The organism is Brevibacillus sp. NSP2.1, assembly GCF_000470975.2.
Lineage (GTDB): Bacteria > Bacillota > Bacilli > Brevibacillales > Brevibacillaceae > Brevibacillus > Brevibacillus agri.
In genome coordinates this window covers 5,207,501-5,234,163 of sequence record NZ_CP048274.1, presented here as the reverse complement: position 1 = coordinate 5,234,163, position 26,663 = coordinate 5,207,501, and the positions used below count along the sequence as shown (strand labels likewise).

Below are 26,663 nucleotides of genomic sequence, written 5' to 3'. Positions count from 1 at the left end.
CATTTTTCTCAAACAGGAATCTAATAAAGCCCCTGTACACTTGGACTTGTACCAGGGAGATGCGGTACATAACTACAGCAGATGAAAGGGTTGAGCAAATATGTTTAGCAAAGCAAAACTGGGTATGCTTTTGGGCACGATGGCAGCGGTTCTGAGTATCGGGAGCTTGGGCAGCGCCCTGGCAGCAGATACAGCGCAAACAGAGGCGCAAGCACAGCAATTGAACAAACCGGCAGAGGTGAAGTTCGCATTCAACAAGCTGGGTCACCCGGGCGGATTCGCGAAAGGAATCTCCTTCAAAGAAAACACTGAGCTGTTGTCCTTGCTGAAGCTGGATGCAGCCAAGCTGGAGGAAGAGCTGAAAGCAGGCAAGACATTGGCAGCCGTAGCGGAAGCGCAAGGCGTATCTGTGGATGATGTGGTAGCCCTGCTGGTAAAAGAGCAGGAAGCCAAGCTGAAAGAAGCAGTGGAAGCAGGCAAGCTGACACAGGAACAAGCCGATAAACTGAACGAAAACGCAGCAGAGCGCGTAAAAGAAATGGTGCAAAACACGCATCCGGGCAAAGGACCAGGCAAAGGCTTCGGATTTGGCCTCGACAAAACGAAGAACTGCTGTCCTTGCTGAAACTCGACGCCGCCAAACTGCAAGAAGAGCTGAAAGCAGGCAAGACATTGGCAGCCGTAGCGGAAGCGCAAGGCGTATCTGTGGATGATGTGGTAGCCCTGCTGGTAAAAGAGCAGGAAGCCAAGCTGAAAGAAGCAGTGGAAGCAGGCAAGCTGACACAGGAACAAGCCGATAAACTGAACGAAAACGCAGCAGAGCGCGTAAAAGAAATGGTGCAAAACACGCATCCGGGCAAAGGACCAGGCAAAGGCTTCGGATTTGGCCTCGACAAAAACGAAGAACTGCTGTCCTTGCTGAAACTCGACGCCGCCAAACTGCAAGAAGAGCTGAAAGCAGGCAAGACATTGGCAGCCGTAGCGGAAGCGCAAGGCGTATCCGTGGATGATGTGGTAGCCCTGCTGGTAAAAGAACAGGAAGCCAAATTGAAGGAAGCGGTCGAAGCAGGCAAGCTGACGCAGGAGCAAGCGGACAAGCGCAGCGAGGAGCTGGCTTCCATGGTGCAAAAAATGGTGGAAGGCAGCTTTGAGAAAATCGCCATCCGCAAACATGACCTGAAAAAAGAAGAGCAAGGCACAGCGAGCGAGCAATAACAGCGCTGCAAACAAGTCAGGCGGGAGCACATCTCGCCTGGCTTTTTGCGTCTCTGTCGCTGTCTCCGTCTCCGTCTCCCTTCCTCCGCATATGGCAGGCCGGACTGCATGCTTTTCGGGCAGCGACAAGCGTTTGAAGCTCGCCTTTCTCCCGCCGCGTCCGGCGAGATATCTTTCGCCACGCAAAATAACGTTCCGGGATCGCGCGCAGTCGGCCGATTTGCCCCTGTAAGCTCGCGTGTGCAGGAGGAAAAAGGACAAACCCCGAATTGACACGCAGCAGGAAAACACGATACATTCAAGGTAACTTATACCGTAATGAGGTGGCATGCTGTAAGATGAAAAAACCGTCTACCGATGTTTTGTACCAGGAAGAGTCGACCTACGTGGACATGCTGTTGCGAAAAAGCTGGAGTATGCGCATCGCAGAGACTGTCGCCTTCGTTTTGGGCATGATGATTCTCGCCCAGTTTTTTCCGAGCAATGACACGACCTTCAAAGTGCTTGCCTTTGCGATTGCCATTGCGGTCGTCGGCCTGGCACCGTTCCTGTACAAGGCGACCATGCGTCCTGTGTACAAGCTGACGAAGACTCACCTGATTGTCAGCATCTCTGGCAAAGAAACCAGCTACCCGCTGTCAGAAGTGGAGCAAGTTTACGAAGGCCGCCATTTCTACCGTTTGGGAGGCAAAAAAGAATCGCTGATGGTTTCCAGGCAGTTTCTCAGCCATTTGAATGAGCGCTTGTTTTACTATCATAAAGGGAACAAGAGGAGATAGAAATGAAACCGTTTTGTCGTGACACTTGGGTTGAGGTTGATTTGGACGCCATCCGGGCCAATGTCGAGACGTTCCGCGGCCACTTGCCGAAAAGCACGGGCATTATGGCTGTCGTCAAGGCAGACGGCTACGGTCATGGCGCTGTGCATGTCGCCAGAGAGGCGCTGGCAAGCGGTGCCGACTCTTTGGCAGTAGCGATGCTCGATGAAGCGATCATCCTGCGGACAGCGGGCATAGACGCGCCGATACTGGTGCTCGGGTACACCCCGGCTGATTCGGTCGAGCAAGCCAGCAGGCTGAATGTAGAACTGACGGCGTACAGCCCGGAATGGATCGTTTCAGCGAATCAGCGGCTGGAACAGGCTGAGCTTCGCCCTGTCGGTGTGCACGTCAAAACCGACACAGGCATGGGACGCCTGGGCGTTCGGACGACAGATGATTTGCTCGAAGTGGTAGCGGCGCTTGAAAACAGCGCCAAGCTGGAATGGACAGGCATTTTCACGCACTTTGCCTGCGCGGATGAACCGGATACGACCCATGTGCGACGACAACACGAGACGTTTCAATCCTTTTTGCAGGCGCTGCGCGAGCAAGGGAAAAAGTTGCCGAAAGTTCACTGCTGCAATACGGCGGCAGCGATCGCTTTTCCCGATTGGGGGTATGATACGATCCGTTTAGGCATAGGTTTATACGGATTGTATCCTTCTCCGTACATGAAAGAGCGAGCGGACGTCCCTCTTGTCCCTGCTCTTTCCCTGAAAACCAGAATTGCGCATGTAAAGACCGCTGTAGAGCCGTTTACGGTCAGCTATGGCGCTACGTACACAGCAAAGCTTGGCGAGCGGATCGCGACGCTGCCGATCGGATACGCAGACGGGTACTCCCGCCTCTTGTCCAATCGGGGAGAAGTGTTGTACAATGGTTCCCGCTATCCAATTGTCGGGCGAGTCTGCATGGACCAGATCATGGTCAGGCTGGAGCCGGGCGCAGGGCAGGTCGATGAGGAGATCGTTCTGTACGGTAAGCAGGGAGACGAGGAAATCTCGCTGGATGAGGTTGCCGCTTTGCTCGGAACGATCAACTACGAAGTTCCCTGCATGCTGAATTACCGGATTCCGCGCGTCTATGTTCGCAACAAGGAAGTGGCCGAAGTGTTCCATCCATTGGCGATGAAACACGCGCCAGGAAAAAGTGTAAATAACTAGCAAACAAAAACCAGCAGGAATTTTGTATTGGAGCGCGAATATTAGTTAAGCGCAAATGTGGGCTTTTTTGCCTGAAAAGCGTACGGATAGGTATATTTTTGCAATGGTTTCGACATAATGGTATTGTTCATGCTGGCTGTTCTTTCAAGAACTGGCATGGTAGATGGAAGTTACGGTCATGGTTGGAGGTGGATTTGTCTTGTCGAAGTCAAACACGAAACGCATCATGATCAGTTTGCCGCAACACTTGCTACAAGAAGTGGATGGCGTCATTCAAAAGGAGAAATCCAATCGCAGCGAGTTCATTCGCCAGGCGATGCATTTGTATTTGAAGGAGCGTAAAAAACGTACGATCCGCGAGACAATGCAAAAAGGGTATATGGAGATGGCGAAGATTAATCTGAAAATGGCATCGGAGGCTTTTGGCGCTGAAGAAGAGGCTGACCATACTCTTGTCCGCTTAGTTAGCGGGGTGTGACCAGTGATTGTCAAACGTGGCGATGTATTTTTCGCGGACCTGTCACCGGTCGTTGGCTCTGAGCAAGGAGGCGTGCGGCCTGTTTTAGTCATTCAGAACGACATTGGAAATCGATTTAGTCCGACGGTCATCGTCGCCGCCATTACGGCCCAAATTCAGAAGGCAAAACTGCCTACGCATGTGGAAATTGACGCAAAAACATATGGATTTGATCGTGACTCCGTCATTTTGTTGGAACAAATACGAACCATTGACAAACAGAGGCTGACTGATAAGATTACCCATCTTGACGACGAGATGATGGATCGGGTCAATGAGTCTTTGCAAATCAGCTTGGGACTCATTGATTTCTAAAAATGAATCAGGCACTGGAGAGGAAAAGCCACTTGGGTGAAGCAAGTGGTTTTTTTGCTATGGGGGCAGGAATCGCTGTATGTGTAGCGAATGTGTTTGGTGAGAATAGTAGACAAAAAGTGACACGATTTGCTATTACTTCCGAGGTAGAGAAAAAAACTTCGATCGCATTCATTTCATTATTTCTACCTATTAAGTGAGGGCGGAAGGGGTTTTTTGATTGTGGCAGAGCTGTAGTCCTGAGACAATCAAGATAGAACGAGAAGCAGACATAGTGACAGCGAGGCAAGTGGGGCGAAATATGTCGAGACAGCTCGGCTTCGGTACAATCATGCAGTCCCGAATCGCCACTTCCATCTCTGAACTGGCTCGCAACATTTTTTTGTACGCGGGCACTGGGACGATTACCATAGCGCCGATCGAACAAAACGGTGTGATCGGCTTGCAGTTGACAGCAATAGATGCGGGGCCGGGAATCCCGGACATCCGCAAGGCATTGGAAGACGGCTACTCCACTTCCGGTGCGCTAGGAGCAGGGCTGCCTGGGGTCAGGCGGATGATGGATGAATTTGAGATCCACAGCTCTCCTGGCGAGGGCACGCGTGTTGTCGTCGTGAAGTGGAACAGCCCGATAGAGGAGGGGGTAGATAGATGGTAACCCGAAGCCTGGAAGAAGAGTACGTAAAGCTTCTTCGGGATTACCTGAACGGCCCAGGCGAGGATCAGCTATACGTCGCCCAGCAGATGGGCAAATGGCTGCTCGCGCGCAATGTTTCGCCAGAGGAACTGACAGACATGCATGGGCGGGCATTGGAAAAGCTGGGGGAGGTACCGGAGTTCGTGCGTGCCTCCTTTTCTGTCCTGACCGAAGTGATGATTGAATACGGCAATGAACACCGATCCGTACATAGCTGGCGAAGCCGGCATCAACAGATGGAGGCAGAGCTGACCGTGGCGCAGACGATGCAGCAGACGCTTTTGCCGAGCCAACTGCCCGTTTACCCCGGACTGGAAATTGGCCTTGTCAGCATAGCCGCCAAGCAAATGTCGGGGGACTACTACGATTTTATTTGCCAGGATGCAGAGCGGTTTTGCCTGACTGTCGCAGATATTACCGGAAAAGGCATTTCCGCGGCCATGTGCATGTCCATGCTCAAATACGCGATAGACAGCTTGCGGGAAATGCCGCTTGGCCCTGACGAAATGCTTCACCACCTCAACCGGATTGTCGGGCGCAATATCGACCCCAGCATGTTTGTGACCATGCTCTACGGGTCTTACGATACACACGAGCATTGTTTCCGTTACGCAGTGGCGGGGCACGAGCCAGGCTTTTTGTACCGGGCTGCGGAAGGCGCGTTTTACGATTTGGCGGGCCAAGGCTCCGTGCTGGGACTCAGCCCGAACAGTGAATACGAAGTGCAGGAGGTTCGCCTGGAACCGGGAGATGTTCTGATTCTTCTGACGGATGGTGTAACAGAATGCAAAAAAAGCCGATATTATTTGCAAAGGGATGAGCTCGTACTTCAGATGCAAGCCGAAGTGGGCGTCCATGCCCAGAAAATGGCGAACGCCCTGTACAACAGGCTGCTTACGCTCTCCCAATTTGAACTGCTGGATGATTACACCATGATCGTACTTCGCAGAACATGAAGCAATGCAAAGGAGGGAGATGGCGATGGATTTGTTTTTGGAAACAACCAGCCAGGAAACAGAGCATCGAGTGGTCCTCGGGGGCGATATTGACGCGCATACCGGACCAAAAGTGAAGGAGACGCTCATGTCCCTCGCGAATGAGCCAGGCACAAGCCACCTCTTGGTTGATTTGGAAGCCGTCGAGTACATGGACAGCACGGGCATAGGAATTTTCATCGCGGTCATGAAAGCGTGCAAGCAAAAGGAATGCGCGTTTGAGGTTCAAAAGTTGTCTCCACGCGTGGAAAGGCTGTTTCGCATCACGGGCTTGTACGAACATATTGCCATCCGCAAAGGAGAGAGCGAGTAATGGCTCAACAAAAACCTCAAGCTGACGTGATCCGGTTGACGCTGCCCAATCAGACGGAATATTTGGGCGTAGCGCGGCTCACTGTGTCCGGGATCGCGAATCGCATGGGCTTTTCCTATGAGGAGATTGAGGACATCAAGCTGGCGGTAGGGGAAGCGTGCACGAATGCAGTGAAACACGCGTACAAGCAAAAAGAAGAGCTTGGCTTTATCCACATAGAATGTCAGGTTTGCCGGGATCGTCTGTGTATCGAGGTAAGCGATCAAGGCGTAGGGTTTGCGAGTGAACTGATGCCGGAACAACTGACACCGATTTTTGCAGGCAGAGACCTGGAGGATCTGGATGAGGGAGGTCTGGGGCTTTATCTGATCCACACGCTCATGGATGAAGTCGTGATTCGCTCTGAATCGGGAGTGGCGGTCTCCATGACCAAGTATGTTCGGCGGGATGGGGTGGCTGGCGATGACTGGACAAGCTCGGAAACGGAAGTATAGTCCGGAGGAGCTGCGGCAGCTCATTCACCTGTATGGGCAGACGCGAGATGACAGCCTGCAGGAGCAACTGGTGACAGCCTATACTCCTCTGGTAGAGACGTTGGCCAAAAAGTTTGTGCGCGGACAAGTCATGTACGAAGACCTCGTTCAAGTGGGTATGATCGGCTTGCTGGCTTCTTTGCGCCGGTTCGATCCTTCCTTCGACAGAACGTTTGAAAGCTTTGCGATCCCGACCATCGTCGGGGAAATCAAGCGGTATATCCGGGACAAGACGTGGAGCGTGCACGTTCCGCGTCGCGTGAAGGAGCTCAGCCCCAAGATCAAGCGTGTGGTGGACGAGCTTACAGCCAAGCTGCAGCGTTCGCCGCAAATCTCAGACATCGCAAGCTGTCTGGGCGTGACGGAAGAGGCTGTCCTGGAAACGCTGGAGATGGGGCGGAGCTACCATTCCCTGTCGATGGACAGCGAGCTGGAAGCAGACAACGACGGCAACACGATCACACTGCTGGACCTCGTCGGCCAGCAGGAAGCGGGCTACGGACAAGTCGAGCAAAACCTGATGCTCGACCGGGCACTGCACGTTCTGGACAAGCGCGAAAAAGAAATCATACATTTAACCTTTTATCAAAATTTGAGCCAGAAGCAGGCCGGAGACATCATGGGCATGTCCCAGATGCACATTTCCCGTTTGCAGCGCAGGGCGCTGGGCAAGTTGCGGGAGGCTTTGCGGGTAGAACAACTGGAAACGGCAAAGACAGCGACATAGACATAACGGGAAAATGGGAAGAGGGGCGTGTGCGCCTCTTTTTTTTGTACAGATAAGAATTTATAAGATTCTTATCCAGTGTAAGGGCAACTAAGGCTGCGTCAATGGCTTGGCGCAGCCAAGTTTTCTAACGCTTTTCCAGACGTTGCTAGCAAATGTGGTACAATAAACGGCGAAGTACGAGCGCAGGAGGAATGTATGGAGCTTACATTGATGATCCAGACAATCGCCCAGGATACGGGCGTCAAACCTCATCAGGTGGAACGCACGGTTGCCCTTTTGGATGAAGGCAATACGGTTCCCTTCATTGCCCGTTATCGCAAGGAGATGACCGGGCAGTTGGACGAAACGCAAATTCGGGCGATCGAGGAACGCGTGCGTTATTTGCGCAACTTGTCAGTACGAAAAGAAGAAGTCGTCCGGCTCATCGAGGAGCAGGGCAAGCTGACGGAAGAGCTGAAAGCAGCGATTGAGCGGGCGACGAAGCTGCAAGAGGTGGAAGACCTCTACAGGCCGTACCGGCAAAAACGCCGCACGCGTGCGACGATGGCCAAGGAAAAAGGGCTGGAGCCACTCGCCAACTACTTGCTGAGCTTGCCCAAGACAGGCGATCCCGAACAGGAAGCACAAAAATACGTAGACGCGGAAAAAGGCGTAGACACGATCGCGCAAGCCTTGCAGGGGGCGATGGACATCGTCGCCGAGCACTTTTCCGACGATCCGGATATCCGCCAGTGGGTTCGCCAGCGCACCGTGCAAAAAGGGCTGCTTCTGACCGAGCAAAAGGCGGAAGAAGCAGACGAGAAAAACGTCTATCAAATGTACTACGCATACAGCGAGCCGTTGAAAAAGGTCGTTCCGCACCGCGTGCTCGCCATCAACCGCGGCGAGAGCGAAGGCATCTTGAAGGTGACGGTAGAAGCGCCTGTGGCGGAAATTTTGGCCTGGATGCAGCGGCGGCTCATTCCCCGCGACACCGTCGTGCGCTCTTTGCTGGAACAGACGATTGAAGACGCGTACAAGCGCCTGATCGCCCCGTCGATTGAGCGTGAGGTGCGCGCGGAGCTGACAGAGGTGGCAGAAGAACGGGCCATCCACATTTTTGCGGAAAACTTGCGCAATCTGCTGCTGCAGCCTCCCGTCAAAGGCAAAGTCGTCCTGGGCGTCGACCCGGCATTCCGGACGGGCTGCAAGCTGGCAGTCGTCGATGAGACGGGCAAGCTGCTGGAAGTAGCGGTAGTCTACCCGACCCCTCCGGCAAACAAGGTGGCAGAGGCTTCGGCCAAAGTCCGGCAACTGATCGAAAAGTATGACGTCAGTGTGATCGCGATCGGCAACGGTACAGCTTCCCGGGAGACCGAGCAGTTCATTGCCAACCTTCTGAAAGAGTTGAAGCGCCAGGTGATGTACATCATCGTCAATGAGGCGGGGGCGTCGGTGTATTCGGCTTCCGCGCTGGCCAAGGAAGAGTTTCCGGACCTCGATGTGGCGGAGCGCAGTGCTGCCTCCATCGCGCGGCGTCTGCAAGACCCGCTGGCCGAGTTGGTCAAAATCGACCCGAAATCGGTTGGCGTAGGCCAGTACCAGCACGATGTATCCCAGGCGAAGTTGGCGGACAGCTTGCAATTTGTCGTCGAATCGGCGGTCAACCACGTCGGGGTAGACGTCAACACCGCTTCTCCTTCGCTTTTGCAATACGTTTCCGGCATCAGCAAACAGGTAGCGGGCAACATCGTGAAAAAGCGCGAAGAGATCGGCATGTTCACGTCGCGCGCCCAGTTGAAGGAGGTCCCGCGGCTGGGAGCCAAGACGTATGAGCAGTGTATCGGCTTTTTGCGCATCGTCGGGGGAACCGATCCGTTGGACAAGACCCCGATTCACCCGGAGTCGTACCCGGCTACGCACAAGCTGCTGGCGATGATCGAGATTGCGCCGCAGGAGATCGGCAGCGAGCGTTGCAAGGAGCGCCTGCAGTCGCTGAATATCGAGCAGACGGCAGAGCGGCTCGGAATCGGCGTGCCGACGCTGACAGACATCGTGGAAAGCCTCCTGCGTCCCGGACGCGACCCGCGCGACGAGCTGCCGAAGCCGCTTTTGCGCAGCGATGTGCTACAGCTCTCTGACCTTGGCGTCGGAATGAAGCTGCAAGGCACCGTCCGCAACGTGGTCGACTTCGGCGCGTTTGTAGATATCGGTTTGAAAAATGACGGCCTCGTCCACATTTCTCGCCTGAAAAAAGGCTTCGTCAAGCATCCGCTCGACGTCGTCACCGTGGGAGATATCGTCGACGTGTGGGTCGTAGAGATCGACGAAAAACGCCAGCGCGTGGGGCTGACCATGATCGCTCCTGGCGAGGCGTAAGACACATAAAAAGGCGGCCTCCTGCTACTCGGGACGGCCGCCATGTTTTTCCCAATATAAGAACCAGCAACTGTTCAGCAAACGAATTTGTCGAACGTCCTTCCCGCTGAAGGCACGCTGCAACTGCTTACGCATCCACTGGGGCATGTAGGTACCTCCTGGAATTATTCGCCTATTGGCAATGTATGCACAAAGGCGACCAGGAGGTACTTATTTTCCAAAAAACTTATTCTTCGTCACGCAAAAATTCCAATTGGGCTTGCAGGGCGCGAATCTCGGTCAACAGCGAGATCAAAGGGTACTGGCTCTCCGGGAGAGCAGCGAAACGCTCTTCCAGACTGCTGACGTAATCCAGTCCATCCACGATAGCCAGCTCGCTTCCCAGAAGCTCCAGGTCAGCGCACTCTGCCAGAACGGTCGGCAGCTCAGGCCGATCGGTGATGGTCAGCTTGTCGATCTCCTTGTGCAGTCGCTTGAACAGGGCAACAAGCTGGTACATATGCGTTTGTGGCAGCGCAACGAACTTCAGCCCGACTTTTTCCTGCAAAATCAAATAGCGCATAAGCTCCTCCAAACCAATCTACTTTTCTTCCACCCAGTGTAGCCCATCTATCTGGCACTTTTCAACAGGAACTGCTATCGTGAACAGTAGAGAGGAGCGTTAGAGAGGACATGACCGATACGGAATTGCAAAAGCTGGTGGAGCAAATATCCAGTCAATTTTTCGCCAAGCCGTTTCGCCATCGGGCCCGCTTCAACAGCAGACTGCGCACGACAGGCGGGCGGTATTTGCTGCGCTCTCACGACATCGAATTGAATCCCAAACATCTGGAGGAGCACGGAGAGGCGGAGCTGGTTGCGATCATCAAGCATGAGCTGTGCCACTATCACCTGCACCTGGAGAAAAAAGGCTATCGCCACGCAGACCAGGACTTTCGCAGGCTGCTTGCCCAAGTCGGCGGAAGCCGGTATTGCCAGCAGGTCGGCACGGGACGCACGGTTTTGCCTTATCGCTATGAGCTCGTCTGCCGGGCGTGCGGGATGACGTATAAACGCAAGCGCAAAATGGACCCTTCCCGCTATCGCTGCGGGCGCTGCAGAGGGGGGCTGGAGCTGCGAGAGCTGAAGAAGTAGCGGCTTCGCTGTGGGCACCGGCTTTCTTGCACGCATTTTGACAGCAGAGGTATAATGGACTCACTATGCAAAAAAGGAGCGTTTGCGGTGGCACATGATGAATTTTCCCTGATCCGGCAATGGACGAGCCGTTCGGACGGACAGGAAGGAGACGGCTTGACTGTCGGGATCGGGGACGATGCCGCCGTTTTTTCTCCTGCGCCAGAGATGGAAGTCGTGGCCTGCTGTGACGCGATGGTTGAGACGGTCCATTTTTTAAAAGAAACAATGAGCCCAAGCGACATCGGCTACAAGGCGGTCACGAGCAACGTAAGCGACGTCGCGGCGATGGGCGGCTACGCCCGCTATGCGCTGGTCAGCATCGCCGTGGCGCCGCACTGGACGCCGGAGGAATGCCAGGGTATCTACGACGGCATCTACGCTGCGTGTGAAGCGTACAACGTGAGGGTGGTCGGCGGTGATACGGTTTCTGCACCGGATGCGCTGCACTTGTCTGTCACGGTGCTGGGTGAAGTGGAAAAAGGGCGCGCGATTCGCCGCTCGCAGGCGCGGCCGGGGCAGGTCGTTTTTGTGACCGGCCATGTAGGCAGCTCTGCCGCCGGCTTGCATGTGCTGCTGCACGGTGACCAGACAACGGTTGAGCCGTCGGGTCGCTGGGCGAAACTGATAGAAGCCCACCAGCGCCCCCGCGCGCAGGTGGAGGCGGGCAGGCTGCTTCTGGAATCGGGGGCGTGCGGGGCGTTAAATGACGTGAGCGACGGCTTGGCTTCTGAGCTGTGGGAGATCGCCGAGGCAAGCGCCGTCAGCATGTGCGTCGATGCGGACAAGATTCCTGTCAGGGAGGATGTTCGCGCCTATGCGCTTCTGAGCGGAAAAGACCCGCTGGAGTGGGCGTTTTACGGCGGAGAGGACTATCAACTGGTAGGAACGCTGGAAAAAAGCCAGGTGGAGGCGGTGCGTGCGAGGTTCGCGGCGGCAGGCATTTTGCTGACCGTCATTGGCGAGGTGGAGGAAGGCAAGCCCGCCCAGCCGAAGCTGTCCCTGCGCTCGGGCGATAGCCGCACCGATCTGCCCAAGGCAGGCTACAATCATTTCAGGCAGCGCGAGTAAGCGAGGAGTGGATGAAAAATGGGCTATACTTGGAAGCTTGCGGGCGCAGAGGAAACGCAGCGCTTTGCCGAGCAACTGGCGAAAAGTCTGGCGCCAGGCGACTTCCTGGCGCTGGAAGGCGACCTGGGGGCCGGAAAGACGACGTTTACCCAAGGGCTGGCGCGCGGACTTGGCGTTCGCCAGGTAGTGAACAGTCCGACGTTTACGATCATAAAAGAATATCAGGGGCGTTTGCCGCTTTATCATATGGACGTCTACCGCGTGGGCGATGATCCCGATTCTCTCGGCCTGGACGATTACTTTTTTGGCGAAGGGGTTTGTGTGGTAGAGTGGGCTTCGCTGCTTGCGGATTACTTGCCGGCGGATCGTCTGACGGTCTATCTGCGCACGGCAGGCGAGGAAGCGCGGAGCATCGAGCTTTGTCCCCAGGGAGAGCGTTACGTGAAATTGTGTGAGGAGTTTGATTTTGATGCGCGTACTGGCGATTGATACATCCAATCTGGTGTTGAGCGTTGCGGTTGTGGAGGAGGAGCGCGTCCTCGCCGAAATGACGACGAACCAGCAAAAAAACCATTCGGTGAGGCTGATGGACTGCATCAGCGAGCTGCTGGATGCGACCGGAACTTCTCCCGAGCAACTGAGCGGCTTTGGGGTAGCGAACGGACCAGGCTCCTATACAGGAGTGCGCATCGGGGTGGCTACGGCAAAAAGCATGGCCTGGTCGCTGAATGTGCCTGTCATCGGCGTGTCCAGCCTGGAGGTTGTCGCCATGAATGCCTTGGGCTTTCCCGGGCTGATCGTGCCGTTGTTTGACGCTCGCCGGGGACAGGTGTACGCGGGCTGCTACCGCACAAACGGCCTGGAATCGGTAGAAGCGCAGGAGAAGGAGAAAATCGTCTTGCTGCAGGAGTGGCTGCCGCAGCTCAGGGACTTGGCGCAGGGAGAGCCTGTTTTGTTTTTAGGCGAAGATGTGCGGATTCATCGGAAGGCGATTGAGCAGGAGCTGGGGGAGCAGGCCCGGTTTGCCTCTCCTGCTGCCAACCACCCGCGCGCAGCCCACATCGGGTATGCGGCGTTGCGCCGACTGCAGGACGGAGGCAGTGCGCACGAGCTTGTCCCTGAATATTTGCAGCTAGCGGAGGCAGAAGCGAAGTGGCTTGCCCAAAAGCAGGCGGGGGCCGTAAAGGAGTAGAAGCATGAGCCAACCAATTGACCTGGAATATCGTTTCATGACGATGCAGGACGTCGGGGCTGTGGCCGAGCTGGAACGGTTGTCGTTTTCCACCCCCTGGCCGCATGAAGCGTTCGTCAACGAGCTGACGAAAAACCCGAACGCCCGCTATGTCGTCGTCGTCCACCAAAATCGGATCGTCGCATACTGTGGCATGTGGATCGTGGTTGATGAGGCCCATATTACCAACGTGGCCGTACATCCGCTGTTTCGCGGGAAAAAAATCGGCCTGGGGCTCATGATTAAGATGATGGGAGTCGCGAGAATGTTTGGAGCGAAAAGCATGACGCTGGAAGTTCGGCCCTCCAACACCGTAGCGCGCAACATGTACACCAAGCTCGGCTTCCGGGAGCATGGCGTGCGCAAAGGATACTATTCGGATAACAATGAGGACGCAATCATTATGTGGGTGACTTTGTAATGAACAAGACCAAGACGTCGCGCTACGAGATGCGCATACAAGAAGCTTACGAGGCGCAGAAAAAGTCTGGCGCGCCCGTGTACATTTTAGGGATTGAAACCAGTTGCGACGAGACTTCGGCATCTGTGGTCCGCGATGGCCGGGAGGTGCTGTCCAATGTCATCGCTTCTCAAGCCGATATTCACAAGCGCTTCGGCGGCGTCGTGCCGGAAGTCGCTTCCCGCAGGCACGTGGAAAACATCACGCTGACGATCGAGCAGGCTTTGGCAGAAGCAGACAAAAAGCTGGAGGACATTTCCGCCATTGCGGTGACCTATGGCCCTGGCCTCGTGGGCGCGCTCCTGGTTGGCGTGGCAGCGGCGAAAGCCATTTCACTGGCGCGCGGAATCCCGCTCATCGGCGTTCATCATATCGCAGGCCACATTTACGCGAACCGGCTGGTGGCTGAGATGAACTTCCCGCTCATCGCCCTGGTCGTCTCCGGCGGCCATACCGAACTCGTCTGGATGAAGGAGCACGGCCAGTTCGAGATTTTGGGAGAAACGCGGGACGACGCCGCTGGCGAAGCCTACGACAAGGTAGCGCGCGCGCTGAATCTGCCGTATCCCGGCGGGCCGCACATCGACAGACTCGCGCACGAAGGGGTAGCGAATGTGCCGCTGCCGCGCTCCTGGCTGGAGCCAGACTCGTACGATTTCAGCTTCAGCGGCTTGAAGTCGGCGGTACTCAACACACTGCACAACGCCGCGCAGCGGGGAGAGACGATTGAGCCGGCGAACTTGGCCGCGAGCTTCCAGGACTCCGTAACAGAGGTGCTGGTGGAAAAAACGATCCGCGCAGTGCGTGCCTGCCAGGCGAAGCAAGTGCTGCTGGCAGGCGGCGTAGCAGCGAATCGCGGTCTGCGGGAACGGCTGCAGGCACGCTGCGAGGCGGAAGGAATCCCGCTCGTCATCCCGCCGCTGTCGCTTTGCACGGACAACGCCGCCATGATCGCGGCAGCAGGCTATATCAAGTATGAAAAAGGGCAGTTCGCCGCGCTCGATTTGAACGGCGTGCCTGGGTTGTCGCTGAACGAAAACGAGCAGTAGCTGGATCGAACAGCAAAGTCCATTCCTTGCGGGGATGGGCTTTTTTGCGTTCCGCGAGTCTTGTCGTCTGGAAAGCCCGACCGTGGGAAAAGAACTTGCTGCCAGTCTCTCCCCGCCAGGAGAGCTGTGCGCCGCCTTTGATTCCGCCCTCGTTCCTGCTGTTGCCCAAGCGTTTTCAGCATTATCCACAAGATCAGGATAACTTTCCGGGTTGTTCTCACAGTCGCCTGTGAATACTGGTGATAACGCGAAAAATGGCCGGGAAATTCACGTATAGCCTGTGGATTATTTTGTGGAATATGTGGATAAAAGACTCTGGTTATCAACAGGAGGTACGCCGTGAAGACAAAATTCGTGTGGCTTTTCTTGGTCATCCTGATTTTGTTTGCTCATACAAATTGCGGAAATTCGCTTGCTGCCAACGAAAAGCGCCAGGTCGTCGTGCTGTTTGTAGACGGGCTGTCTTTTTCCGATCTGGAAAAGCTGAAACGCCTGCCGCCTGTGGATAAATGGATCGGCGAGGCGGCAGCAGGTGCCTTATCCATGCGCACGCCGGGGCCACGGACAGCGGCCAACGGTTACTTGCTGATGGGCAGCGGCGCCCAGGCTCTTTACACCGAGCGCAGCGGTACGGCCTATCACCCGCAAGAAGCGCTCTCCCCCAAAGAGACGGCAGGAGAGCGGATGCAGGAGCTGGGCGGTTACCAAGCGCAGGACCTGGCGCGTTCTGCCATCGTTTTTCCCGGTATTTTCCGGCTGCACGAGGATAACCGGGACAAACCGTATTCCTCCCGGCTTGGGCTGTTGGGCACGACGCTTGCCGCGCACAAGATTCGGGTAGCTTCCTACGGCAACGGCGATGTCGAGGAAGCCAGGCAGCGGCACGCTGTCCTGTTTGCCATGGACCAGGAGGGAAGAGTTCCGGCAGGGGATGTGTCCGGCAAAAGCACGTTGTTCGCGCAGGGCTATCCGTTCGGGGTGAAAACGAATTACAGCTACTTGCGCGAGCAGATTCGGGCAGACCGCATATCCGGCCTGATTGCGGTACAGCTTTCCGACTTGTCCCGCCTGTACCAGCTTGGCCCGGACATGGAGCCGGGACAGTTTGCCAGACAGTATCAACGGGTTTTGCACGATCTGTCGCAGTTTCTCGACGAGCTGCTCTCCGCGCGCGGGGAAAACCAACTGGTGCTGCTCGTGTCGCCAGCAGTCAACCCGGTAGCCGTAAAAGAAAAGGCGCTGCTGTCGCCGCTTTTGAGCTGGTCAGGAGAAGGAGCGGGGCTGCTGACCTCAGCGACTACGCGGCAGGCCGGCCTGGTAAGCGGACTTGACGTATTGCCGACGGTGTTGTCCTGGCTGGACGTGCCTGTTCCGAAAGGCTTGGCGGGTCATGTCATGCACAGCACGGAGAGGGGGACGCTGCCGCTGTTGAGCCATCAGGTGGAGAACATTCATCATACGTACGCCACGCGCTCTTCTGTCCTCTATACGTACGTCATGCTGCAAATTGTGACGTTGGCGTTCGCGGCATTGCTGTGGCTGTGGGGCAGGAGAAGAGAAGGCGCAGGCTTGTCCCGCATACGCAGAGGTGTCCGTCTGGCGCTGCTCGCGCTGCTCTGGTTTCCCTTTTTGCTGTTGGCCGAGAGTTTGCTCGATTGGCAGGTTCACGGTTCAGTCGTTCTCGGGGCGTTGATTATGGCCGCGCTGGCAGCGGCCTTTTGGCAGGAAAACCACTCCCTTGCCCGCGTCACGCTGACCGCAAGCGCCGTAACCGTTGCCGCCTTGCTGCTCGACGGCTGGTCGGGGGCAACGCTGATGCGGCAGTCGTTTCTCGGCTACGACCCGGTGATCGGGGCGCGTTTTTACGGCTTGGGCAATGAATACGAAGGCGTCATGATCGGAGGAACGATCATGCTGGTCGCTTCCTTGTACCAGCTTTACCGGGAGCGGAGCCGGGCGCTTTTCGGGGCGAGCCTGCTGCTGCCTGCTGCCTCGGCCGCTATGTGCGGCATTGTCCTGTACTACATGGTCGCGCCGGATTTGGGCACGGACGCAGGCGGCTTTCTCGCCGGGCTGGTCGGCTTTTTTGTCGCCTTTTCCCGGCTGCACGGCTGGCGCATAGGCAAAAAAGGCCTCCTGCTTCTGGCAGGCGGCCTCATGCTTGGCGTTATAGGGTTGATGGCGGCGAGCCTCGTTTCCGATCAGCCTCCCACTCACGTCGGTAGAGTAGCCCAGCAAATAATGGCAGGCGAGTGGGCGGAGATCGGGCAGATGGTCGAGCGGAAGCTGGCGATGAACTTGCGTTTGATTCGCGTCTCGATCTGGAGCAAGGTGTTTGCCGTTTCGCTCATCGTACTCGGGCTGCTCGCCTTGAAAAACGACCGCTTTCTCCGTCATCTGGCACAGGATACGCCGTATTTGGTAAAAGGCTTCGCGGGCGTCATTGCTGGAGCGCTGGCGGGACTTGCGCTCAACGACTCGGGAATCGTGACCGCTGCGACCTGCATTTCGTTTCTCGTCGTGCCCGCTCTGTACGCGGCGCTGGAGGAGCCGACACAGGAGCGCTGCTCGACGTGAGTCGCAAGTGAAGCGCGACGACACCGCCTGCATACGTTCATGCGGTCAGACAGTCGCTATTCCTCCGACAGCGTGCTCCATTCGTCGTACAACTGCTCCAGCTCCTGCTTGGCGGCTTGGATCAGGTCGTTGCGCTCTTTGGCTTGCACGTGATCGCTGTAGATTTCCGGGAGGCACAGCTCTTCCTCCCATTTGACGATGTCGGCTTCCCGCTTTTGAATCGTCGCCTCGATTTCTTCCAAACGGCGCTGGCGTTGACGCTCGCGCCTTTTTGCTTCCTTGTCCAGCTCGTAGGACGATTTTTCCGGTTGGGCTGCGGCAGTAGACCCCTGCTTTTTCACAGGCTGCGCCGCTTGCTCGGCGGCAAGCTCTGCCAGCTCCTGCTTTTTCTCCAAATAGTAATCGTAGTTGCCCAAGTAGCTCGTCACGCCATCGCCCGTCAGCTCCAGCACGCGGCTGGCTATCTTGTTCAGGAAGTAGCGGTCGTGGGAGACGAACAGGATCGTGCCCGGATAGTCGTAGAGCGCGTTTTCCAGCACTTCTTTGCTGAAAATGTCCAGGTGGTTCGTCGGCTCGTCAAAAATCAGGAAGTTGGCCTGCTTCAACATCAGCTTCGCCAGCGAGACACGCGCGCGCTCCCCGCCGGACAGATCGCTGATTTTCTTTTGCACATCGTCGCCGCTGAACAGGAAGTTGCCGAGCAGCGTCCGCACGTCTTTTTCCAGCATGTGCGGATACTCGTCCCATATTTCGCCGAGCACCGTGTTGCGCTCATTCAGATTGCGATGCTCCTGGTCGTAGTAGCCGATCGTCACATTGCTGCCGAAATGCACGTCGCCCGCGAGCGCCTTCAGTTGCCCGACAATCGTTTTCAGCAAAGTCGACTTGCCGATCCCGTTTGGCCCGACCAGTGCGACACGTTCCTCGCGTTCGATTTCAAACGTCAGGCCGCGGGAGAGGACGGCATCCGGGTAGCCGACAGACAGGTTGTTCGCCTTCATGACGATCGTTCCGCTCATTTTGGCTACGTCGAAGGAAAAATTCACGGACTTGTTGTGCATGATCGGTTTGTCCATGCGCTCCATCTTTTCCAGCGTCTTACGCCTGCTCTGCGCCCGTTTGGTCGTGGTGGCGCGAGCGATGTTGCGGGCGATGAAGTCTTCCAGCTTGGCGATTTCCTCCTGCTGCTTCTCGAAGCGCTTCAGCTCCTGCTCGAGACGAGCTGCCTTTTCATCGAGGAAGCGGCTGTAGTTGCCCACGTAACGCGTAGCGCGAGTCCGCTCGATTTCATAGACGACCGTCACCAGCTTGTCGAGGAAGTAGCGGTCGTGGGAGACGACGAGAATCGCGCCCTGATAGTTTTGCAAATACGTCTCCAACCAGGTGAGTGTCTCGATATCCAGGTAGTTGGTCGGCTCGTCCAGCAAAAGAATCGTAGGGGATTGCAGCAGCAGCTTGGCTAGTGCCAGCCTTGTTTTCTGTCCGCCGCTCAACGTCTTGATCGGGGTCTGGTAGTCCATGTCCGCAAAGCGCAAGCCGTGCAGGACGCCGCGAATGGCGCCTTCGTAGCTGTAGCCGCCTTTTTCCTTGAACTCTTCCGAGCGGAGCGAATAGTTTTCCAAAATTTGCTGATAGCGCTTTTCGTCCGCAAGCACGGCCGGGTCGCCCATTTTGGCCTCCAGCTCCCGCAGTTCTTGTTCCTCTGCCCGCAAATGGTCGAAGACGCTCAACAGCTCATCCCAAATACATCGCTCGGATTCAAGCCCGCCGTTTTGGGCCAAGTAGCCGACCGTCACATCTTTCGGGATGCGGACCAGCCCGCTGTCGTAGCTCAGCTCGCCCGCGAGTATTTTCATCAGCGTCGATTTGCCCGCGCCGTTCACGCCGACAAGCCCGACCCGCTCTCCTGTTTGTATTTGCAGAGAGATGTCTTGTAGAATGGTTTCGATGCCATATGTTTTTTCTATATGTTCAGCCTGCAGCAAAATCATCTGATTCACCTCTTTATATAGTAATGCAAGTGTAGCCTAGAGACGGCGCACGGGACAAGCCTTCAGGGGGCGGTCCTTGTGCGGCAAGGAGAGGGAAGAGGTTGCCATGGACCAAAAAACGAATAAAAAACAGTTGCGAAGCCATATTTTGGAGAGGCGCAAAGCCATGCCGCCAAACGAGCGCCAGCAATACGCTGCCCGGATATGCCGCCATCTGCTGGAAAATGAGCGGCTCGCGGCAGCGGGGGCAATCATGGCCTTTCATCCTTTTGGAGACGAGGCAGACATTTTGCCGTTCATTCAGGAGGCGATGAAAAGAGGGCAGGAAATATGGCTGCCACTCGCCCTTGTCGAGCAGCGCCGCCTGATTCCTTACCGCTATACAGGACCGGAAATGCTCAAGCAGGGCGTGTACGGGATCATGGAGCCGGACCCGGCAAAGGCAGAGGAAGCAGAGCTTGCCCGCCTGGACGCCGTAGTCGTGCCCGGTGTGGCGTTTGACAGGCAGGGCGGCAGAATGGGCTACGGCGGAGGTTTTTACGATCGGTTCCTTGCCGGGCTGGACAAACCGCCTTTTTTGCTCGGCGTCGGCTTTTCCATGCAGGTAGTCGAGCATGTCCCACTTGAGCCTCACGATATTCGTCTGGATGGAATGGTGACGGAAAACGGCTTTTTCCAATCGTGAAGGTTTTGTGTCAGGAGGTTCCTTTTTCTTGTTGTGCCCTCTACACTATGGACAAAAAAGTGTACAATACTAACGAATGAGAAAACGGAGGAATGAACTGTGGGTAAATGGAAGGTAGGCGTTATCTCGGCGAGTGATTCGATTGCCAGAGGGGACCGGGCTGATGATCGGATTCCCATCATCCGCAATCTGACAAGGGATTGGCTGGACGTAGATGTAGCTGTCTACCGTGCCGTTACTGATGATATGGAAGAGCTGCAGGAAAACATGATTGAGCTGGTGGACCGCGAAAAATGCGACCTGCTGATCGTGACCGGGGGAACTGGACTGAGCCCGCGCGATGTGACGCCGGAAGTGACCGCCTGGGTGATTGACAGACCAGTGCCAGGACTTGCGGAAGAAATGCGCCGCGCCGGCTTGCAGCAGTCCCGACGGGCGATGCTGACACGCGCGGTAGCGGGTACACGCGGCAACTCGCTCATCATTAACCTTCCCGGAAATTCAAAAGGGGTAGAAATCTGTTTCAACGCCATCGGCGACATGCTCGCGGATGCTTTGCACATTTTGCAAGGGACAGGCGAAGCCAATGAAGATTGGGGAGGATTGGGTTGGTAGAAAAACCGAAAATGCGGGAAGTTCCGGTGCGAGAAGCGATCGGCATGATGCTGCCGCACGACATGACGCAAATTTTGCCTGGTGAGTTTAAAGGCCGCCTGTTTAAAAAAGGACATGTTATCACGGAGGCGGATATCGAGCCGCTTTTGTCCATTGGCAAGGAACACATTTACGTGCTGGAGATGCCAGAAGGCTTCATTCACGAGGAAGAGGCGGGCATCCGGATCGCCAAGGCCGTATCCGGTCAAGGTTTGACGCTCACGCCTCCGTACGAGGGCAAAGTCTCGATGAAAGCTTCGCGGACGGGTCTTGCCAAAGTCAACGAGGAAGCGGTACACGCCATTAATGCATTGGAGGGCATTGCCTTCTCCACGATGTACGGCGATCAGATCGTGCACCCCGGCCACACGCTGGCTGCCACCCGAATCATTCCGTTGATTATCGAAGAAGAGCGCATTGTGGAGCTGGAGAAGCTAGCTAAGCAGTTTGACGGCCCGATCATCGAGGTGAAGCTGTTCCAGGAGAAGCAGGTCGGCCTTGTGACGACCGGAAGCGAAGTGTTTTCCGGCCGGATCGAAGACAAGTTCGGCGCTGTGATCCGCAACAAGGTGGAAGCGCTCGGCTCTACCGTAGTCGATCAACGTTTTGCTCCGGACGATAAAGAAGCGATTGAAAAACAAATTCTTTCGTTCCTCGACGAAGGCGTTGATCTGGTGCTCGTCACAGGCGGCATGTCCGTCGACCCGGATGACAGGACGCCGGGAGCGATTGCCGGAGTGGGAGCGGAAGTGGTCCGTTACGGCACGCCGATGCTGCCAGGCTCGATGCTGATGGTCGCCTATAAAGGGGACGTCCCGATCCTCGGTCTGCCCGGAGCCGTGATGCATGAGCCGTTTACCTCATTCGATGTATTTTTGCCGCGCATTCTTGCAGGAGAACGAATAGTCGCTTCCGACATGACGAGACTCGGTTATGGCGGTTTACGGAAGTGCTAGCTGGTTAGACTGTCAAATAACAGGAAAAAGGAGTGAAAAGCATGAGTACGATTGGGATTCCTGGATTAATTTTGATTCTGGTGTTGGCGCTGGTGCTCTTTGGGCCGAAAAAGCTTCCGGAACTGGGACGAGCAGTAGGCCATACGTTGAAAGAGTTTAAAAACGCAACGCGCAGCCTGACGAGCGACGACGACGATGACGAAGAAGCGAAAAAGAAGGAGCTGGCTGCAAAAGAAGCACCAGCCAAAACGGCTGTCGTCACGGAGAAGGACGCCTTTGACCGCGAAAAAATCGAGCGGGAAGTGCGTGAACGCCTGGAGCGCGAGCGTCTGGAAAAAGAAATTCGCGAAAAGCTGGAAAAGGAACGCCTTCAGATGGAAAAAGAGCAGCAGAAGGCCTAATCAGGTAAGGTGGTTGCCATGAAAGATCAGGAAATGACAGTGGTTGAACACCTAACGGAGCTGCGCAAGCGCATCATATGGGTGCTGGCTGTTTTCGTTGTCGCACTGATAGCCGGCTTTTTCTTTGCCGGTCCGTTGATTGAGTATTTGAAGCAAGAGCCGATCGCCGATGGCGTGCCGATTATTTCCTTGCATCCATCCGATGCTCTTCGCGTCTACATGCAGTTTGCCTTTTTGATTGGCGCGGTAGTAGCGCTGCCCGTTGCGCTCTATCATCTCTGGCGCTTCGTCTCGCCAGGCTTGCAGGAGCATGAGCGGCGCGGTTCGCTTTACTTTATTCCGGCGGCTTGTTTGCTTTTCATCACGGGCATTTTGTTTGGGTATTACGTCGTTTTTCCGATGATTATGCAGTTTATGACCGGCATGACCGCGACCATCGGGGCTGATCCGAACTACGGAATCGCTGAGTACTTCGGCTTCCTGTTCAACATGGTCATCCCTTTTGGCATCCTGTTTCAATTGCCGATTATCGTGATGTTTCTGACCCGTCTGCGCATCCTCAATCCGATGCGGCTGGCAAAGGTGAGACGGTTCGCCTATTTTGGGCTGGCTGTAGTCGGCATTACGTTGACGCCTCCCGAGATCGTCAGCGACATTATGGTGACGATCCCGCTTTTGCTGCTCTATGAGCTGAGCATTTGGCTGTCGCGCATCGTCTACCGCAAGCAACTGCGCGAAGAAGCGGAGTGGGAAAAAGAATTTGGCGGCTTTGAAACGGACGAGCTGGTACGATAAGGACGATCACAGAGAAGACCCCTTGCTATCGGGACGGATAGCAGCGGGTCTTTTTTGATGAAAAAAATCGGCTGGGCAAGGCTGTCACCGCTGGGCAGCAGCCACGATGCGAATGACCGCAAACAGGTAGGAGATACTAGAAAAGTTAGGAAGGGGAGGTGTTAGGGCAACATGTGGCTAATTTTATGCTTGACCTTGTTTTTTTCGGCTGGTTCCGCCAATGGCGGAGAGCAGGTAGAGTTGTTCGATTCGGACAAGCAGCAGGTTGTCGCGACGTTTGCCAATTCGGACGTGTTTCAAAAAGAGGCGCAGCAACTGTTACGCACCGTAAGCGGGCGCGTGTTGGAGCTGAATCCGTCGCTCGACCACGTGATGATCGTCAAAATCCCGCTGGCACCGCCGCAGAGGTTGCAGCATGCCCCGTCTGGCATCGACACGGAGATCGCGGAGATGTTCGTCATCATGCCGAAAAAAGAAGGCAGGCGCCCGTGGCTGATTTTGCACACCAAAGAATACGAGACAGTCGTAGTCGAGTTTTCCGGAGCGGTGGATCAGCTCAGGGCGAGCGTCCGTTTGCGCTGACAGCGGCTTACTTGCTCGGCGTGAGGAAGGTTTGGGTGAAATAGTCGGTAATGACGCCGACGCCAAGCTGGGTGAAGTCTTTTTCCAGGATGTTTTTCCTGTGGCCGGGGCTGTTCATCCAGCTTTCATGCGCTTCGATTGCGTCGGGATAGCCTGCTGCGATGTTTTCTCCCGCCATGCTGTAGGCGATTTTGGCCTGCTTCAGACGATCAAACGGGCTGCTTCCGGTCGTCGCGGAAACATGATCGAAGTAATCGTTCGTTTCCATGTCCAGGCTGTGGGCTCTGGCTACTTTTGCAGCTTCCTCGTTCCATTGCAGGGGAGGCAGCTTGTAGCGGTAGCGGGAGACATTGACGAGATCGAGCGTTTGCCGCTCATTGGCCAGGTTGACCTGTTCCCGTTCGCCCACGCTCAAGGCCGGAGGATCGAAATCCGGGGCTTGCCCCTGGTACGACCATTTCGTTTCGTAAAACCCGCCGCGCAATAGCATTTGCGTGTCGATCAGGCGCAGTCCGGTCACTTTGCTGCCATTTTGCTTGTCCAGGTAAAAAATGTGCGGGATGCCGTTCTTCATGACGAGCGGACGCTGCTGCTTCTGGTTGGTAATCTGGATGGTGGCTCCCATATAGGAAAAGGTGAGCGTATTTTGCGGGCTGTATTGCCGCTCCAGCGCTTGCAGGCTGCTGCCCACCCCGATGTTGCCCAGCATTGCGGTCGGAGCGAGAGAGTACAGGTCCACTACTTTGCCGTTGGCGATGCCCACCTGGACGTAGCGGGCCGGATCGCGGTTGTACACCCACCATTCGTAGCCAAGGCTGCTCGGGTCTTTGCGCGCCGGCTCGCCCAGCAGCTTGCGGACTTCCTCGGCAGGCGTCCCGATAGTCAGCCCGAACAGCGTAGCGGACTCTTGCTGCGAAGAGGCGTCTGTGGCTGTAGCTTTTGCCGGAGCAGTTGGCGCCGGCGCGCTTGCGGGTATAGCCTCGTCCGGTTTGGGAGCAGCCGGAGAAGTGCTGTTGTCGGCAGGCAGCTCCGTCGGGATCGTCGGCGGCTGACCGACCCAGGCAAAATGAGAGGCTTTGTCCCAGCCAACTGGTTTGTTCAGGTGCCGTCCGATCATGGAAAGCGGGACGTAGAGCGTTCCCCGATACTCCAGGGAAGCGGGCACCTCCTGGCCTCTTTCTACGTAATACCCTTGCTTTCCGCCAGTGGCGATTTGGCGTCCGTCCCAAAAGATGGCGGAAGGGTAGATGTTTACCCGTATAAAGGAAGTGGTGTCCGATGAGAACAAACGGCTGATTCCCAGCACACCGAGGGCAATCAGGCCGATCCAGAGCCATTTATGCATGGAACATATCCCTCCTTGGCAGGCTTGTCTGATCGTTTGTTTGATTTATATGAGCCGGTCTGTTTGCTAGAACCGTTTTGCTAGAAAAATCATTTGCTAGAGAAACTGCAAATGGAGACTAGCGGTTGAGAAAAAATGAGGGAAACTACTTGCAAAGTACATAGCGATTCATTATTATAGGAATTGGGTGTTAGCACTCATAACAAGTGAGTGCTAACAACAGAAAAATTTGTTTACCTACATTTTTTGAGGAGGGTGTTTTTAGTGCTTAAGCCATTGGGTGACCGTGTGGTAATCGAAGCTATCTCCAAAGACGAAACGACTGCAAGCGGTATCGTTTTGCCTGATACTGCAAAGGAAAAACCGCAAGAAGGCCGAGTAATCGCAGTTGGTTCTGGCCGTGTTGCCGACAACGGCGAGCGCATCGCTTTGGAAGTAAAAGAAGGCGATAAAGTAATCTTCTCCAAATACGCTGGTACTGAAGTAAAGGTAGACAATAAAGAATACCTCGTGCTGCGCGAATCCGATATCCTCGCGATCATCGGTTAAGGCTCTTGACATAGGAAGTCGAACGACAATACACATAACAGGAGGTTGAGTTTTAGATGGCAAAACAAGTCAAATTCTCTGAAGACGCTCGCCGCTCCATGCTCCGCGGTGTGGAAACTTTGGCAAACGCAGTGAAAGTAACTCTCGGACCAAAAGGACGCAACGTGGTTCTGGAGAAAAAATTCGGTTCTCCGCTGATTACAAACGACGGCGTAACCATCGCGAAAGAAATCGAGCTGGAAGACGCTTACGAAAACATGGGTGCGCAACTGGTTAAAGAAGTTGCTACCAAAACGAACGACATCGCAGGTGACGGTACTACTACTGCAACCGTTCTGGCTGCAGCTATGATCCGCGAAGGTCTGAAAAACGTAACAGCCGGCGCTAACCCGATGGTAATCCGTCGCGGTATGGAAAAAGCTGTTCGTGCTGCTGTAGAAGAAATCAAATCCATCGCGAAGCCAGTTGAGAACAAGTCCTCCATCGCACAAGTTGCTGCGATCTCCGCTGACGATCAAGAAGTGGGTAACCTGATCGCAGAAGCTATGGAAAAAGTGGGCAAAGACGGCGTCATCACCGTTGAAGAGTCCAAAGGCTTCGTAACTGAGCTGGAAGTAGTAGAAGGTATGCAATTTGACCGCGGCTACGCTTCCCCTTACATGATTACTGACACTGACAAGATGGAAGCGGTTCTGAACAACCCTTACATCCTGATTACTGACAAAAAAATCTCCAACATCCAGGAAGTTCTGCCTGTACTGGAGCAAGTGGTACAAAGCGGCAAACCGCTCCTGATTATCGCAGAAGACGTGGAAGGCGAAGCGCTGGCTACTCTCGTAGTGAACAAACTGCGTGGTACCTTCACAGCCGTAGCGGTGAAAGCTCCTGGCTTCGGCGATCGCCGCAAAGCTATGCTGCAAGACATCGCTGCTCTGACTGGCGGCGAAGTAATCACAGAAGAGCTGGGTCTGGACCTGAAATCCACTAAGCTGGAGCAACTGGGCCGCGCTGGCAAAATCGTGGTTACCAAAGAAAACACAACCATCGTTGAAGGTGCTGGCGACAAAGCAGCTATCGAAAGCCGCGTATCCCAAATCCGTCAACAAATCGAAGACACTACTTCCGACTTCGATCGCGAAAAACTGCAAGAGCGTCTGGCTAAACTGGCTGGCGGCGTAGCAGTTATCAAAGTCGGTGCAGCTACTGAAACCGAACTGAAAGAGAAAAAACTCCGCATCGAGGACGCTCTGAACTCTACTCGCGCTGCAGTAGAAGAAGGTATCGTACCTGGCGGTGGTACTACTCTGATTAACGCGATCAAAGCGGTAGAAGCAATCAAAGTAGAAGGCGAAGAGGCTGTAGGTGTACAAATCGTACTCCGTTCCCTGGAAGAGCCGGTTCGTCAAATCGCTGCGAACGCAGGACTGGAAGGTTCTGTAATCGTAGAGCGCCTGAAAAAAGAAGCAGTGGGCATTGGTTTCAACGCA

General features: G+C 55.3%; 31 protein-coding genes (1 of these 31 cut by a window edge). 27 read left to right on the top strand and 4 right to left on the bottom strand.

Going from position 1 to position 26,663, the window contains the following annotated elements; all coding sequences use genetic code 11:
• Positions 1 to 100 precede the first annotated feature (100 nt).
• The 12 genes from M655_RS25745 to M655_RS25690 all read left to right on the top strand — a co-directional run bounded on the left by M655_RS25745 (position 101) and on the right by M655_RS25690 (position 9,657).
• Positions 101 to 625, top strand: a complete 525-nt coding sequence (locus M655_RS25745; RefSeq protein WP_286085931.1) for a hypothetical protein — start codon at positions 101 to 103, stop codon at positions 623 to 625.
• Positions 619 to 1,215: a hypothetical protein gene (locus tag M655_RS25740; RefSeq protein ID WP_286085930.1), complete on the top strand. Its 597-nt coding sequence runs from the start codon at positions 619 to 621 to the stop codon at positions 1,213 to 1,215. The genes M655_RS25745 and M655_RS25740 overlap by 7 nt, the downstream gene beginning before the upstream one ends.
• A 338-nt stretch (positions 1,216 to 1,553) precedes the next feature.
• Positions 1,554 to 1,994 (top strand): hypothetical protein, encoded by a 441-nt coding sequence (locus tag M655_RS25735; protein WP_005830198.1) that lies wholly within the window; start codon positions 1,554 to 1,556, stop codon positions 1,992 to 1,994.
• A gap of 2 nt (positions 1,995 to 1,996) precedes the next feature.
• On the top strand, positions 1,997 to 3,199 hold the full coding sequence (gene alr, locus M655_RS25730; protein WP_007776941.1) for an alanine racemase: 1,203 nt from the start codon (positions 1,997 to 1,999) through the stop codon (positions 3,197 to 3,199).
• A 178-nt stretch (positions 3,200 to 3,377) separates the two neighbouring features.
• Positions 3,378 to 3,677, top strand: coding sequence for a CopG family ribbon-helix-helix protein (locus tag M655_RS25725; protein WP_025845698.1), 300 nt, complete (start codon positions 3,378 to 3,380; stop codon positions 3,675 to 3,677).
• Positions 3,678 to 3,680: 3 nt separating this feature from the next.
• A complete protein-coding gene (locus M655_RS25720) occupies positions 3,681 to 4,031 on the top strand; it encodes a type II toxin-antitoxin system PemK/MazF family toxin (protein ID WP_005830205.1) in 351 nt (116 codons plus the stop codon).
• A 301-nt stretch (positions 4,032 to 4,332) separates the two neighbouring features.
• Positions 4,333 to 4,689, top strand: coding sequence for an anti-sigma regulatory factor (locus M655_RS25715; RefSeq protein ID WP_007776946.1), 357 nt, complete (start codon positions 4,333 to 4,335; stop codon positions 4,687 to 4,689).
• Entirely contained in the window at positions 4,683 to 5,684 is a 1,002-nt protein-coding gene (locus M655_RS25710; protein WP_007776949.1) for a PP2C family protein-serine/threonine phosphatase, read from the top strand. Before M655_RS25715 ends, M655_RS25710 begins: the two co-directional genes overlap by 7 nt.
• Positions 5,685 to 5,709: 25 nt before the next feature.
• Complete coding sequence (locus M655_RS25705) at positions 5,710 to 6,036, top strand: anti-sigma factor antagonist (RefSeq protein WP_005830210.1); 327 nt, start codon at positions 5,710 to 5,712, stop codon at positions 6,034 to 6,036.
• Complete coding sequence (gene rsbW, locus M655_RS25700) at positions 6,036 to 6,530, top strand: anti-sigma B factor RsbW (RefSeq protein WP_005830211.1); 495 nt, start codon at positions 6,036 to 6,038, stop codon at positions 6,528 to 6,530. The genes M655_RS25705 and rsbW overlap by 1 nt, the downstream gene beginning before the upstream one ends.
• Entirely contained in the window at positions 6,499 to 7,296 is a 798-nt protein-coding gene (gene sigB / locus M655_RS25695) for an RNA polymerase sigma factor SigB (protein WP_005830213.1), read from the top strand. Before rsbW ends, sigB begins: the two co-directional genes overlap by 32 nt.
• Positions 7,297 to 7,494: 198 nt before the next feature.
• On the top strand, positions 7,495 to 9,657 hold the full coding sequence (locus M655_RS25690) for a Tex family protein (protein ID WP_025845693.1): 2,163 nt from the start codon (positions 7,495 to 7,497) through the stop codon (positions 9,655 to 9,657).
• A gap of 24 nt (positions 9,658 to 9,681) precedes the next feature.
• Here M655_RS25690 and cmpA read toward each other — a convergent pair whose 3' ends face one another.
• Together cmpA and M655_RS25680 are read right to left on the bottom strand one after the other, a co-directional pair.
• The gene (cmpA, locus tag M655_RS25685; protein WP_005830216.1) at positions 9,682 to 9,804 is read right to left on the bottom strand and encodes a cortex morphogenetic protein CmpA; all 123 of its coding nucleotides are present in this window, start codon (positions 9,802 to 9,804) and stop codon (positions 9,682 to 9,684) included.
• Positions 9,805 to 9,883: 79 nt separating this feature from the next.
• Positions 9,884 to 10,219 (bottom strand): hypothetical protein, encoded by a 336-nt coding sequence (locus M655_RS25680; protein WP_026558264.1) that lies wholly within the window; start codon positions 10,217 to 10,219, stop codon positions 9,884 to 9,886.
• A gap of 110 nt (positions 10,220 to 10,329) precedes the next feature.
• Here M655_RS25680 and M655_RS25675 point away from each other — a divergent pair, with 110 nt between their 5' ends.
• The 7 genes from M655_RS25675 to M655_RS25645 all read left to right on the top strand — a co-directional run bounded on the left by M655_RS25675 (position 10,330) and on the right by M655_RS25645 (position 17,218).
• The gene (locus M655_RS25675; RefSeq protein ID WP_005830220.1) at positions 10,330 to 10,791 is read left to right on the top strand and encodes a SprT family protein; all 462 of its coding nucleotides are present in this window, start codon (positions 10,330 to 10,332) and stop codon (positions 10,789 to 10,791) included.
• Positions 10,792 to 10,878: 87 nt separating this feature from the next.
• The gene (gene thiL / locus M655_RS25670) at positions 10,879 to 11,901 is read left to right on the top strand and encodes a thiamine-phosphate kinase (RefSeq protein WP_026558263.1); all 1,023 of its coding nucleotides are present in this window, start codon (positions 10,879 to 10,881) and stop codon (positions 11,899 to 11,901) included.
• 18 nt (positions 11,902 to 11,919) lie between these two features.
• Entirely contained in the window at positions 11,920 to 12,390 is a 471-nt protein-coding gene (tsaE, locus tag M655_RS25665) for a tRNA (adenosine(37)-N6)-threonylcarbamoyltransferase complex ATPase subunit type 1 TsaE (RefSeq protein ID WP_005830223.1), read from the top strand.
• Positions 12,371 to 13,093, top strand: a complete 723-nt coding sequence (gene tsaB / locus M655_RS25660; RefSeq protein ID WP_025845688.1) for a tRNA (adenosine(37)-N6)-threonylcarbamoyltransferase complex dimerization subunit type 1 TsaB — start codon at positions 12,371 to 12,373, stop codon at positions 13,091 to 13,093. Before tsaE ends, tsaB begins: the two co-directional genes overlap by 20 nt.
• Positions 13,094 to 13,097: 4 nt before the next feature.
• A complete protein-coding gene (gene rimI, locus M655_RS25655; RefSeq protein ID WP_005830227.1) occupies positions 13,098 to 13,553 on the top strand; it encodes a ribosomal protein S18-alanine N-acetyltransferase in 456 nt (151 codons plus the stop codon).
• Positions 13,553 to 14,641 carry a tRNA (adenosine(37)-N6)-threonylcarbamoyltransferase complex transferase subunit TsaD gene (tsaD, locus tag M655_RS25650; protein ID WP_005830229.1) on the top strand — a complete coding sequence of 363 codons (1,089 nt, stop codon included), beginning with the start codon at positions 13,553 to 13,555 and terminating at the stop codon, positions 14,639 to 14,641. The genes rimI and tsaD overlap by 1 nt, the downstream gene beginning before the upstream one ends.
• A 339-nt stretch (positions 14,642 to 14,980) precedes the next feature.
• Positions 14,981 to 17,218 (top strand): hypothetical protein, encoded by a 2,238-nt coding sequence (locus M655_RS25645; protein ID WP_026558262.1) that lies wholly within the window; start codon positions 14,981 to 14,983, stop codon positions 17,216 to 17,218.
• Positions 17,219 to 17,274: 56 nt separating this feature from the next.
• Here the strand turns inward: M655_RS25645 and M655_RS25640 are convergent, their stop codons facing one another.
• On the bottom strand, positions 17,275 to 19,209 hold the full coding sequence (locus M655_RS25640; protein WP_026558261.1) for an ABC-F family ATP-binding cassette domain-containing protein: 1,935 nt from the start codon (positions 19,207 to 19,209) through the stop codon (positions 17,275 to 17,277).
• A 106-nt stretch (positions 19,210 to 19,315) separates the two neighbouring features.
• On the opposite strand from M655_RS25640, the gene M655_RS25635 reads away from it, so the two are divergent.
• The 6 genes from M655_RS25635 to M655_RS25610 all read left to right on the top strand — a co-directional run bounded on the left by M655_RS25635 (position 19,316) and on the right by M655_RS25610 (position 23,282).
• Entirely contained in the window at positions 19,316 to 19,894 is a 579-nt protein-coding gene (locus tag M655_RS25635) for a 5-formyltetrahydrofolate cyclo-ligase (RefSeq protein WP_005830233.1), read from the top strand.
• A gap of 99 nt (positions 19,895 to 19,993) precedes the next feature.
• A complete protein-coding gene (locus tag M655_RS25630; RefSeq protein WP_005830235.1) occupies positions 19,994 to 20,509 on the top strand; it encodes a MogA/MoaB family molybdenum cofactor biosynthesis protein in 516 nt (171 codons plus the stop codon).
• Positions 20,503 to 21,504, top strand: coding sequence for a molybdopterin-binding protein (locus tag M655_RS25625; RefSeq protein WP_026558260.1), 1,002 nt, complete (start codon positions 20,503 to 20,505; stop codon positions 21,502 to 21,504). The genes M655_RS25630 and M655_RS25625 overlap by 7 nt, the downstream gene beginning before the upstream one ends.
• Positions 21,505 to 21,545: 41 nt before the next feature.
• Positions 21,546 to 21,905, top strand: a complete 360-nt coding sequence (tatA, locus tag M655_RS25620; RefSeq protein ID WP_005830238.1) for a twin-arginine translocase TatA/TatE family subunit — start codon at positions 21,546 to 21,548, stop codon at positions 21,903 to 21,905.
• An 18-nt stretch (positions 21,906 to 21,923) separates the two neighbouring features.
• Complete coding sequence (tatC, locus tag M655_RS25615; protein ID WP_005830239.1) at positions 21,924 to 22,700, top strand: twin-arginine translocase subunit TatC; 777 nt, start codon at positions 21,924 to 21,926, stop codon at positions 22,698 to 22,700.
• A gap of 171 nt (positions 22,701 to 22,871) precedes the next feature.
• The gene (locus tag M655_RS25610) at positions 22,872 to 23,282 is read left to right on the top strand and encodes a hypothetical protein (protein WP_007776978.1); all 411 of its coding nucleotides are present in this window, start codon (positions 22,872 to 22,874) and stop codon (positions 23,280 to 23,282) included.
• Between the two features lie 7 nt (positions 23,283 to 23,289).
• On the opposite strand, the gene M655_RS25605 is transcribed toward M655_RS25610, so the two are convergent.
• Positions 23,290 to 24,627 carry a CAP domain-containing protein gene (locus M655_RS25605; RefSeq protein ID WP_007776980.1) on the bottom strand — a complete coding sequence of 446 codons (1,338 nt, stop codon included), beginning with the start codon at positions 24,625 to 24,627 and terminating at the stop codon, positions 23,290 to 23,292.
• A gap of 264 nt (positions 24,628 to 24,891) precedes the next feature.
• On the opposite strand from M655_RS25605, the gene groES reads away from it, so the two are divergent.
• Positions 24,892 to 25,176 (top strand): co-chaperone GroES, encoded by a 285-nt coding sequence (gene groES / locus M655_RS25600; RefSeq protein WP_005830242.1) that lies wholly within the window; start codon positions 24,892 to 24,894, stop codon positions 25,174 to 25,176.
• Positions 25,177 to 25,232: 56 nt separating this feature from the next.
• Positions 25,233 to 26,663, top strand: partial view of a chaperonin GroEL gene (gene groL / locus M655_RS25595; protein ID WP_005830243.1) — the 5' portion only. The gene runs 201 nt beyond the window's last position; the window shows 1,431 of its 1,632 coding nt (coding positions 1-1,431); its start codon is at positions 25,233 to 25,235; its stop codon lies off the right edge, out of view.

What these genes read in the sequence shown, in the direction of transcription:
- M655_RS25610 (WP_007776978.1), top strand. Translation starts at nt 22,872, where the DNA reads ATGTGGCTAATTTTATGCTTGACCTTGTTTTTTTCGGCTGGTTCCGCC.
- M655_RS25715 (WP_007776946.1), top strand. Translation starts at nt 4,333, where the DNA reads ATGTCGAGACAGCTCGGCTTCGGTACAATCATGCAGTCCCGAATCGCC.
- tatA (WP_005830238.1), top strand. Translation starts at nt 21,546, where the DNA reads ATGAGTACGATTGGGATTCCTGGATTAATTTTGATTCTGGTGTTGGCG.
- M655_RS25745 (WP_286085931.1), top strand. Translation starts at nt 101, where the DNA reads ATGTTTAGCAAAGCAAAACTGGGTATGCTTTTGGGCACGATGGCAGCG.
- cmpA (WP_005830216.1), bottom strand. Translation starts at nt 9,804, where the DNA reads ATGCCCCAGTGGATGCGTAAGCAGTTGCAGCGTGCCTTCAGCGGGAAG.
- M655_RS25605 (WP_007776980.1), bottom strand. Translation starts at nt 24,627, where the DNA reads ATGCATAAATGGCTCTGGATCGGCCTGATTGCCCTCGGTGTGCTGGGA.
- M655_RS25705 (WP_005830210.1), top strand. Translation starts at nt 5,710, where the DNA reads ATGGATTTGTTTTTGGAAACAACCAGCCAGGAAACAGAGCATCGAGTG.
- M655_RS25640 (WP_026558261.1), bottom strand. Translation starts at nt 19,209, where the DNA reads ATGATTTTGCTGCAGGCTGAACATATAGAAAAAACATATGGCATCGAA.
- M655_RS25710 (WP_007776949.1), top strand. Translation starts at nt 4,683, where the DNA reads ATGGTAACCCGAAGCCTGGAAGAAGAGTACGTAAAGCTTCTTCGGGAT.
- M655_RS25690 (WP_025845693.1), top strand. Translation starts at nt 7,495, where the DNA reads ATGGAGCTTACATTGATGATCCAGACAATCGCCCAGGATACGGGCGTC.
- M655_RS25680 (WP_026558264.1), bottom strand. Translation starts at nt 10,219, where the DNA reads ATGCGCTATTTGATTTTGCAGGAAAAAGTCGGGCTGAAGTTCGTTGCG.
- M655_RS25635 (WP_005830233.1), top strand. Translation starts at nt 19,316, where the DNA reads ATGGACCAAAAAACGAATAAAAAACAGTTGCGAAGCCATATTTTGGAG.
- tsaD (WP_005830229.1), top strand. Translation starts at nt 13,553, where the DNA reads ATGAACAAGACCAAGACGTCGCGCTACGAGATGCGCATACAAGAAGCT.
- rimI (WP_005830227.1), top strand. Translation starts at nt 13,098, where the DNA reads ATGAGCCAACCAATTGACCTGGAATATCGTTTCATGACGATGCAGGAC.
- M655_RS25725 (WP_025845698.1), top strand. Translation starts at nt 3,378, where the DNA reads ATGGTTGGAGGTGGATTTGTCTTGTCGAAGTCAAACACGAAACGCATC.
- alr (WP_007776941.1), top strand. Translation starts at nt 1,997, where the DNA reads ATGAAACCGTTTTGTCGTGACACTTGGGTTGAGGTTGATTTGGACGCC.
- M655_RS25735 (WP_005830198.1), top strand. Translation starts at nt 1,554, where the DNA reads ATGAAAAAACCGTCTACCGATGTTTTGTACCAGGAAGAGTCGACCTAC.
- M655_RS25675 (WP_005830220.1), top strand. Translation starts at nt 10,330, where the DNA reads ATGACCGATACGGAATTGCAAAAGCTGGTGGAGCAAATATCCAGTCAA.
- tatC (WP_005830239.1), top strand. Translation starts at nt 21,924, where the DNA reads ATGAAAGATCAGGAAATGACAGTGGTTGAACACCTAACGGAGCTGCGC.
- tsaE (WP_005830223.1), top strand. Translation starts at nt 11,920, where the DNA reads ATGGGCTATACTTGGAAGCTTGCGGGCGCAGAGGAAACGCAGCGCTTT.
- tsaB (WP_025845688.1), top strand. Translation starts at nt 12,371, where the DNA reads ATGCGCGTACTGGCGATTGATACATCCAATCTGGTGTTGAGCGTTGCG.
- sigB (WP_005830213.1), top strand. Translation starts at nt 6,499, where the DNA reads ATGACTGGACAAGCTCGGAAACGGAAGTATAGTCCGGAGGAGCTGCGG.
- rsbW (WP_005830211.1), top strand. Translation starts at nt 6,036, where the DNA reads ATGGCTCAACAAAAACCTCAAGCTGACGTGATCCGGTTGACGCTGCCC.